General features: G+C 36.2%; 5 protein-coding genes and 2 tRNA genes. 4 read left to right on the top strand and 3 right to left on the bottom strand.

Annotation, left to right across the window (positions count from 1 at the left end; all coding sequences use genetic code 11):
- Positions 1–522 precede the first annotated feature (522 nt).
- Both DCS32_RS08015 and DCS32_RS08010 read left to right on the top strand, forming a co-directional pair.
- Positions 523–594 (top strand) — tRNA-Gly (locus DCS32_RS08015).
- A 71-nt stretch (positions 595–665) separates the two neighbouring features.
- Positions 666–749, top strand: a tRNA-Leu gene (locus tag DCS32_RS08010).
- Between the two features lie 134 nt (positions 750–883).
- On the opposite strand, the gene DCS32_RS08005 is transcribed toward DCS32_RS08010, so the two are convergent.
- Together DCS32_RS08005 and DCS32_RS08000 are read right to left on the bottom strand one after the other, a co-directional pair.
- Positions 884–1837 carry a transposase gene (locus tag DCS32_RS08005; RefSeq protein WP_108876992.1) on the bottom strand — a complete coding sequence of 318 codons (954 nt, stop codon included), beginning with the start codon at positions 1835–1837 and terminating at the stop codon, positions 884–886.
- Between the two features lie 19 nt (positions 1838–1856).
- Complete coding sequence (locus DCS32_RS08000; RefSeq protein ID WP_239057517.1) at positions 1857–2117, bottom strand: transposase family protein; 261 nt, start codon at positions 2115–2117, stop codon at positions 1857–1859.
- 470 nt (positions 2118–2587) lie between these two features.
- Between DCS32_RS08000 and DCS32_RS16355 the strand changes: the two genes are divergently transcribed.
- Positions 2588–2869, top strand: a complete 282-nt coding sequence (locus DCS32_RS16355) for a GIY-YIG nuclease family protein (protein ID WP_108877796.1) — start codon at positions 2588–2590, stop codon at positions 2867–2869.
- A 93-nt stretch (positions 2870–2962) separates the two neighbouring features.
- On the opposite strand, the gene mutS is transcribed toward DCS32_RS16355, so the two are convergent.
- A complete protein-coding gene (gene mutS / locus DCS32_RS07990; protein WP_410492547.1) occupies positions 2963–5554 on the bottom strand; it encodes a DNA mismatch repair protein MutS in 2592 nt (863 codons plus the stop codon).
- Between the two features lie 560 nt (positions 5555–6114).
- Here mutS and DCS32_RS07985 point away from each other — a divergent pair.
- Positions 6115–9048 carry a SusC/RagA family TonB-linked outer membrane protein gene (locus DCS32_RS07985; RefSeq protein WP_108877794.1) on the top strand — a complete coding sequence of 978 codons (2934 nt, stop codon included), beginning with the start codon at positions 6115–6117 and terminating at the stop codon, positions 9046–9048.
- Positions 9049–9054: the final 6 nt, after the last annotated feature.

The following is a 9054-nucleotide window of genomic DNA, read 5'->3' as shown; positions in this document are numbered from 1 at the left end:
ATAACTTAATTCAACTTTTAATACAACCTGAGGCCTTAACAAACATCAGATATCATTTTCTTTTCTGCGTTATCTCAATGTGAAATTAAAGTCAAAAATAACACGTTTACATTTGCACAAACAAAATTAGAATTTTATACCAGTATACTGTTAAAAATAAACACTTAATCGATTAAATTTAACCATTAATAGATATTCTACATGTATAATTCGACCAAATACACTTTTCTGTCGACGAATGGTAACTTCAACTAATAAACAACGCACTTAAAATCAGATATTTACACAAATACAGCATCAGCCTATGTTTATTAAATAGTAATTTCCTACATAAATATCATTGAATAATAGGCTTATAATATATTCACTTGGCTTTTTCGTAACCTTATTATGCGTTCAAAAAGACTGTGTGATCACAACTAAAATAGTTTGAAAAAAATCACAAAAACCCTTTGCCAAAAGAAGAAAAAGATTAAATTTGCATCCGCTACGAGAAATAGCGTCGTTCTTATAGAATGCAATGCGAAAGTAGCTCAGGGGTAGAGCATCACCTTGCCAAGGTGGGGGTCGCGAGTTCAAATCTCGTCTTTCGCTCTAGTTTGAAATTATAACGCTTTCGCGAAAGCGTATAAAAATAAATACCAATTTTTCACGTAAGTGAAAATGCTCGAGTGGTGGAATTGGTAGACACGTTGGACTTAAAATCCAATGTCCATTAGGACGTACGGGTTCAAGTCCCGTCTCGAGTACAAAAGGCTTCCACTAGGAAGCCTTTTTAATTTTCATATATTTCAACCATGGCAACCGTCTACATACTCTATTCTAAAAAGATTAATAGATACTACATAGGTAGTTGTTTAGGGATCAAGACCAATTGTTGTGTTTATGCAAATATTGTTGTTAATCTATAAAGAAAGAATTCTACATTTTTCACACCTCTAAATTGAGCTCTAAACGCCTTGATTTTCGCATTGAATGATTCTGCTGACGCGTTTGTGCTTCTATTTATAAAGTAGTTTAATATTGATCTATAGTTAAGGCTTATCGTGTTTACGATTGAATTAAATGCTTTGTAACCTGTTTTTTCGACGTCACTGTACCAGTGTGCTAATTTGGTATATGCTGTTTCTATTGATCTTCCTGTATTAAAGATATTTATTAGACCTTGTACTAGATTAAATGCAGTTTTTATATCTGGATATTCCTTGAAGAGAACTTTACTTCTGTGGTGTTGATTTTTTGTCCATTTGCTGGGTGCTTTATAAAGTAGATATCTACTTCTTGCTAAAAGCTGCTTTCTGGTATCACCATTTTCAAAGATTTCAGGTTGATGGGGTGTGTTGTTGACTCGTGCTAGTTTTATGTTTTCATTCTCTAGGTCTATTGCTTCCCATCTATGTTTGACACGAATGTCTTGTAGCGCCTCTAGTGCTAGTTTTTGTACATGGAATCGGTCTGTAACCTGTATAGCTTTCGGGAAACATTTTTTACAAATAGTTTTCATAGTGTTAGCCATATCAAGGGTTATCTCTATTACCTTGGCTCTTTTCTTAGCAGATATTTTCAGCAGTTGTGCTATGATTGGTTCTGCTTTTGTTCCCTTGAAGATGGCAACAATACTGCCTTTCTTTCCTTTGGCTTTTTTATTGGTAATAATCGTATAGAGTTCTCCTTTGGATAATGCGGTCTCGTCTATAGATAAGTAAGGTCCTATATTCTCTGGAAAAATCAGGTACTGTTTTGCGTGCTTCTTTTGATCCCAGTTTTTAAAGTCACTTAGATAATCTTTGTACTGGCGCTGTAGCTTCTTTCCATTAACGCCATAAAAACGCCCGATAGTATGACAGTCCGAGGCTCTAGTATTGACTAATTTCTTTTAAAAAATCAGCAAACTCGGCGGTCATCCGTGTTCCCTGTGCTACTAGGTTCCAGTCTCTTTGAACTATCTCTTTGGTTTGCTTGTCAATCCACCTGCGTCGCTTTACGTGGAGATAAACAGTATTGCCACGTAGAGGAAAATCTTGAATCGTGACCTCTTTGTGAAAACCGTGTGCAATAAGTATGCGGATATATTCTTCTTTTGGAGTCTCGTTACGCTCCTCAAAATAAAGATGCATTACTTCACCATTCTTGGTGTTTCTGACCAGATCGAAGTGGTTAATGAGAAATTCTGGGAGAATGAGTTTTAGTAATTCTAGATAGTTGTCCAAGGCTAGGCTTTATTACAAAAATCTAAAAATTATCCAATTCACACACAACTTTTGAGAATGATCCTTGTTTAGACTTAGACCAAAGAATAAAAGAACACGCAACAAACAGATACAAAGGGTTTACTACTAGAGCTCTAGATTGGGAGATATTTTTTGAAATAACCAATTTAGAATATCAACAAGCTCGGAGCATCGAAAAACACATCAAGAGTATGAAAAGCACAACATACTTAGTGAATATCAAAAAACATAAAGAAATAGCACAAAAACTAGTTCAAAAATATAAGTAACGGGTTCATCCCGATAGCTATCGGGACCCGTCTCGAGTACAAAAGGCTTCCATTAGGAGGCCTTTTTTATTTTCATATATTTCAACCATGGCAACCGTCTACATACTTTATTCTAAAAAGATTAATCAATACTACATAGGTAGTTGCTTAGACCTAGCACAAAGAATACAAGAACACATATCTAACAAATACAAAGGATTTACTGCCAGAACTCAAGATTGGGAAATATTTTTTGAAATAACCAATTTAGAATATCAACAAGCACGGAGTATCGAAAAACACATCAAGAGTATGAAAAGCACGACATACTTTGTAAATATCAAAAAACACGAAGAAATAGCACAAAAACTAATTCAAAAATACAAGTAACGGGTTCATCCCGATAGCTATCGGGACCCGTCTCGAGTACAAAAGGCTTCCATATAGGAAGCCTTTTGTATTTTATAGTGTTTAATTATTCTTCTAAGAAATAGCGCCACCTTTCTTTTTAACGAGCATTCGTTTTATCTCATTGAGCTTCATGAGCGCCTCTACTGGAGTAAGGGTATCAATATCTATATGTAAAATCTCCTCTTTAATATCTTCTAGTAACGGATCATCTAGATTAAAGAAACTAAGCTGCATTTCTTCTTCGCCAGCTTCTTTAAGTTTACCTGTAAGCTCCTCACTTCCATGAGATTTTTCTAGCTTCTCCATCATTTTTGTCGCTCTACGTAGTACCTGTTGAGGCATTCCCGCCATCTTTGCGACATGTATTCCAAAACTATGAGCACTACCTCCTGGAACTAGTTTACGTAAGAACAATACATTATCCTTAAGCTCTTTTACAGAGACATTATAGTTCTTTATGCGTTCAAATGTCTCACACATCTCATTAAGCTCATGATAATGTGTAGCAAAGAGCGTTTTAGGTCTTCCTGGATGTTCATGTAAAAACTCACTTATGGCCCAAGCAATGGATATCCCATCATAAGTGCTTGTGCCACGTCCTATTTCGTCTAGTAGGACCAGACTGCGGTCACTTAGGTTATTAAGAATACTTGCAGTCTCATTCATCTCTACCATAAAAGTACTCTCACCCATAGAGATATTATCACTTGCCCCTACTCTTGTAAATATTTTATCTACAACACCTATATGTGCAGCTTGCGCTGGTACAAAACTCCCCATCTGGGCGAGCAAGACTATTAAAGCTGTCTGTCTTAAGATGGCACTCTTACCAGACATGTTAGGCCCTGTAATCATAATCATTTGTTGATCATCACTATCTAAATACACATCATTTGTCACATAAGCCTCACCTAGTGGGAGTTGCTTTTCTATTACTGGATGTCGCCCTTCTTTTATATCTATTGCTTGTGACTCGTCTAGCGTAGGTCTCACATAATTGTTTTCTCTAGCGAGCTGTGTAAAACCTAACAAACAATCTAGTTGTGCTATCTGGGAAGCATTTGCCTGCACTTGAGGAATAAAACTACCCATCCAGTTTACCAGTGCTACAAATAGCTCCTGTTCTATGGCCTGAATACGCTCTTCGGCTCCTAAAATTTTACCTTCGTACTCCTTAAGCTCCTCGGTGATGTAACGCTCTGCATTAACTAGCGTTTGCTTTCTTATCCACTCTTCTGGTACTTTGTCACGGTGTGTGTTACGCACCTCTATATAATACCCAAAAACATTATTTGATGCTATCTTAAGGGAGGTGATTCCCGTGCGCTTAGTCTCACGTTCTAGCATTTGCTCTAGATAATCTTTACCTCCTTGAGATAACGCTCTTAACTCATCTAGTTCTTCATGAAAACCAGCTGCGATTGCTCCTCCTTTTATTATAGAAACTGGAGCCTCTTCTTTAAGTGTTTCCTTTATTTTATCACGTAGCACAACGCAGTCTTGAAGTTGCTCTCCTATGATGTTGAGTGACTCATTATCAGTACTAAGAGCAAGTCCTTTTATAGGAACAATTGCTTCTAGCGAATTCTTAAGCTGTATAACCTCTCGCGGACTTATTTTACCTGTAGCAACCTTACTTATGAGACGTTCTAAGTCTCCTATTTTCTTAATATTAGACTGCATTTTATCAAATATCTCCCCATTATCTGAGAGAAAAGATACTACCTCATGACGCCTTTCAATCTCATCAAGACGTTTGAGTGGTAAAGCGAGCCATCGTTTGAGTAAGCGACCTCCCATTGCAGAGGTAGTTTTATCTATTATATCTATTAAAGTAATCGCTTTTACTCCAGAAGCTGAGTTATAAAGCTCGAGATTTCTTATGGTAAAACGGTCCATCCACACATAATCATCTGCGGCAATACGGCTTATTCTTGTGATATGCTGTAGCTTGTGATGCTGTGTTTCTCCTAAATAATGAAGCGCTGCGCCAGCAGCCACCACTCCTTCAGATAAGTGCTCTACCCCAAATCCTTTTAAAGAATTTACATCAAAGTGTTTATGCAAAGATTCTGTAGCATAGTCTATATGAAACACCCAATCCTCTTGGTAAAAAGTATGATAATCTGAGCCAAAAGCTTCTAAAAAAGTCTTTTTTTGCTTTTTACATACTAACAGTTCGCTAGGTGCAAAATTTTGTAATAGTTTATCTACATAAGCTACATCTCCTTGGGCTGTAAGATACTCACCAGTAGACACGTCTAAGAAAGCAACTCCTACCTTTTCTCTATTAAAAAAAACAGCCCCAAGAAAGTTATTTGTTTTTGCAGAAAGTATATCATCGTTCATTGCAACCCCTGGCGTCACAAGCTCTGTTACCCCACGCTTTACAATTTTTTTAGTTTGCTTTGGATCTTCTAGTTGGTCACAAATAGCCACCCTACAACCTGCTTTTACAAGCTTGGGTAAGTAAGTATTTAATGAATGATGTGGGAAGCCAGCAAGTTCCGTGCGATCTCCACCATTATTACGACTTGTTAATGTAATATTGAGAATTCCCGCTGCTTTCACAGCATCTTCTCCAAAGGTTTCATAAAAATCTCCTACTCTAAAAAGCAACAGCGCATCTGGGTATTTTGTTTTAATACCATTATACTGCTGCATTAAGGGGGTCACTTTTTTCTTAGCCAAATCATTTATTTTAAGAAAAATAAAAGTACGTTATTCTATTGGGTTGGCTTTCTCAAATATGATCAGACTTTCTTAGTTTTTCCACATTTTATATACACGCTTTCGCGAAAGCGCAAAATAAAGCATTTTAACAACACTTTGAGCCCGCCATGACTGTCTCGTTAATTAAGTTAAATATTTTCTCTTAAAAAAGAGCCTAGAGATTGAAATTTAATAGATTATAGTTATCAAAACTTTAAATTCAATAGATAAAATTTAGTGATTAATTATTTAACAATTTAAGGTCCTATTTAAAAAATGTGAACTTAAAAATGCTGGAGATTATTTCACAACACCCTTGTTCTCATATATCTAATAAATATTGTATGAAAAGTTCTCAAAAGAAAGCTGATTTATTTGAAGAATCAAGACAACGATTGGTAAATTCACTTATTTCGTGTAATTTTTAGAAAATTATTAGCAAATAGTTAATCATTAGTTAAATAAGTTAAATATTATTTATAATTTGGATTATAAACTAAATCAAAAAACAAATGAAACAAAAGTACCCATTACTCAAAATGGTTTATTTCTTGTTATTTTTAATTCCTTGTGCCCTGATGGGTCAGTCTGTTGTTACAGGAGTTATTAAAGATGCTGGAAATAACCCAATTCCCTTTGTCAATGTTATTGAAAAAGGAAGTTCAAACGGAACCACCTCAGATTTTGATGGCAATTATTCAATCACACTTAATGGTAATTCTGGAACCTTAGAATTTTCATATCTAGGGTATGCTACACAAGAAAAATTAATTTCAAGCTCACAAACATTAAACGTAACTCTAGAAGAATCCTCTGAGTCACTAGATGAAGTAGTGATTTCTGGACTTGCATCTTCTGTAAAGAGATCAAATCTTGCTAATGCTGTAGCAAGTGTTTCAGCTGAAGAACTTGTTGGAACAACAGGACAAACTACGATAGACGGCGCACTTTATGGAAAAGTACCAGGAGTCAATATCACCTCATCTTCAGGTGCTCCAGGAGGAGGACTTGCACTTAGATTACGTGGAGTATCGTCTATTAATGGTAACAACCAGCCTCTTATTATTGTAGATGGTGTTTACGTAAATAACGTAGAAATTCCATCAGGTCTTCGTTTTGCTTCAGGAGCAAATGGAGGAAATGAAGAGAACGCCGGAAATAGACTTGCCGATATTGATCCAAATGATATTGAAAATATCGAGATTCTAAAAGGATCATCGGCAGCTGCAATTTACGGACAACGCGGTAATGCCGGAGTTGTAATTATCACTACAAAAAGAGGAAAAGGTGGTAAAACCAAGATTAACTTTAAGCAAGATTTGGGTATCACTCGTATCGCTAATCCTCTTGGTTTGAGACCTTGGACAGCAGATTCTGTTTTAGAGACTTTTGGCGAGGAAGAATTAGCTAAATATAATGCTACAATCGCAGAAAATGGCAAACTCTACGACTATGAAGACGAAATTTATGGAGAAACAGGTATTATTACTGAAACAGCTATAAGTGCAACAGGTGGTGATGATAGAACTAAATTTTATATAGGAGGTTCCTACAGAGATGAAGAAGGAATTATCAAAAATACAGGGTTTAACCGTTTATCTCTAAGAACAAACCTTGATCATACTATTTCAGATATTTTTAAAGTTACCTCAACAACAAATTATGTAAGAAGTAATTCAAGCAGAAGTTTTACTGGTAATGAAAATGAAGGAGGCTTAAGTTATGGCTACAACCTAGCTTTTACACGCCCATGGAATAATCTTTTTCCAGATGAAAATGGAAATTACCCACTGAACCCTAACTATCCTGGAAATCCTCTTTTTGTAAGAGATGTTGCAAAAAATGAAGATAGTAACAATAGACTTATACAAGGTCTTTCTCTTACAAGTAAACTCTTTACAAATGACAAAAATCGCATTAAATTAGTTACAAGTGGAGGAGTTGATTATTTAGCGAATGAAACGTTTGTATACGTTCCAGAAAATCACCAAGGGCAACTAGGGAACCAAGCCCCAGGATTTGTTGCTCAGGGTAAAAATAATTTCACTCAATTTAATGCACAAGCCATAGCGGTATGGAACAATGATGCACTCAATGGAGACTTAGGGCTCACAACGCAATTGGGTGTTGCATATTTGAATCAAAAAGCAAATCTTGTGAATGCAAGAGGCTCTGGTTTAGCTGCGGGGCAAACTAATCTTGAGCAATCTAGTGTTCAAGCTACAAGTCAATTTTTAAGCCAAGAAGAAGACTTTGGATACTTTACACAAGTAGAGGGTAACTACAAAGATCAAATCATAGGAACATTAGGATATCGTCTAGACAAATCATCTAGAAATGGTGATCCAAACAAATTATACGGATTCCCAAAAGCATCACTAGCTGTAAACTTAGCAAACTTTGATTTCTGGAATCTAGAAGCAATGAACCAATTAAAAGTACGTGCAGCTTATGGAGAAACTGGAAATCCAGCTGGATTTGGATCAACATTTACAGGACTTACTGCCACAAACATTGGTGGAACTATTGGCCAATCATTAGCTGGTCTAAGAGGTGATCCTAATGTAGAACCAGAAACAGCTCGTGAATTTGAAATTGGTTTTGACGCTGGTTTTTTTGAAGGAAGACTTAATTTACAAGCCACCTATTACAATAAAAATGTTGATGACCTCTTATTACAACGCCAGTTGCCATCATCATCAGGTTTTACTACAGAGTTAACCAACCTAGCAGATTTACAAAACCAAGGTGTCGAACTTGCTTTAGATGCAAATGTTTTTCAAACAGAAGCTTTTCAATGGAATACAGGGTTACAGTTTTATCTCAACAGGTCTAAGGTTACACGCTTAGGAGTACCTGCGTTTGCACAACCTGGAGCAGGTTTTGGACTTGGACTAGGAACTTTCTTTATTGAAGAAGGCCAGCCGGTAACTCAAATTGTTACAAACATAGATGGAGTTCCTACTCAAATAGGTAATGTAGAACCAGATTTTCAAATGGCTTTTAGTAATAATCTTACTTTGTGGAATAACATTGATGTTTCATTTTTGTTCCAACTTAAAGCTGGTGGGGATAACCTTAACCTTACACGCTTCTTAAGCGATTTAGGTCAGACATCCTCAGATCTTGAAACAGCGGCTGGTCAAGCACGACTAGATCTACCAGCAACTGGAGTACGATTTATAGAACCAGCAGGATACCTCAGGCTGAGAGAAGCTGCTGTTTATTATAGAATACCTACAGGAGCTATAGAAAAAGCATTTGGAGAAAGTGTAAGCGGCGTAAAAGTTGGAGTTTCCGGTAGAAATATCTTTACAATAACAGATTATAGTAGTTATGATCCAGAAGTATCTGTAAATGGTGGTGCAGGTTTATCAAGCGGAATTGAAGTAACACCTTTCCCTAGCTCAAGACAAGTTTACTTTCACCTAAATGTTAACTTCTAAAAAATA

Origin of the sequence: Dokdonia sp. Dokd-P16 (assembly GCF_003095655.1) — a bacterium.
In the GTDB taxonomy this organism is placed as follows: Bacteria; Bacteroidota; Bacteroidia; order Flavobacteriales; family Flavobacteriaceae; genus Dokdonia.
Note: the sequence above shows the minus strand (reverse complement) of the source record. Positions and strands in the feature narration are given on the sequence as shown.

What these genes read in the sequence shown, in the direction of transcription:
- mutS (WP_410492547.1), bottom strand. Translation starts at nt 5,554, where the DNA reads ATGCAGCAGTATAATGGTATTAAAACAAAATACCCAGATGCGCTGTTG.
- DCS32_RS07985 (WP_108877794.1), top strand. Translation starts at nt 6,115, where the DNA reads ATGAAACAAAAGTACCCATTACTCAAAATGGTTTATTTCTTGTTATTT.
- DCS32_RS16355 (WP_108877796.1), top strand. Translation starts at nt 2,588, where the DNA reads ATGGCAACCGTCTACATACTTTATTCTAAAAAGATTAATCAATACTAC.
- DCS32_RS08000 (WP_239057517.1), bottom strand. Translation starts at nt 2,117, where the DNA reads ATGCATCTTTATTTTGAGGAGCGTAACGAGACTCCAAAAGAAGAATAT.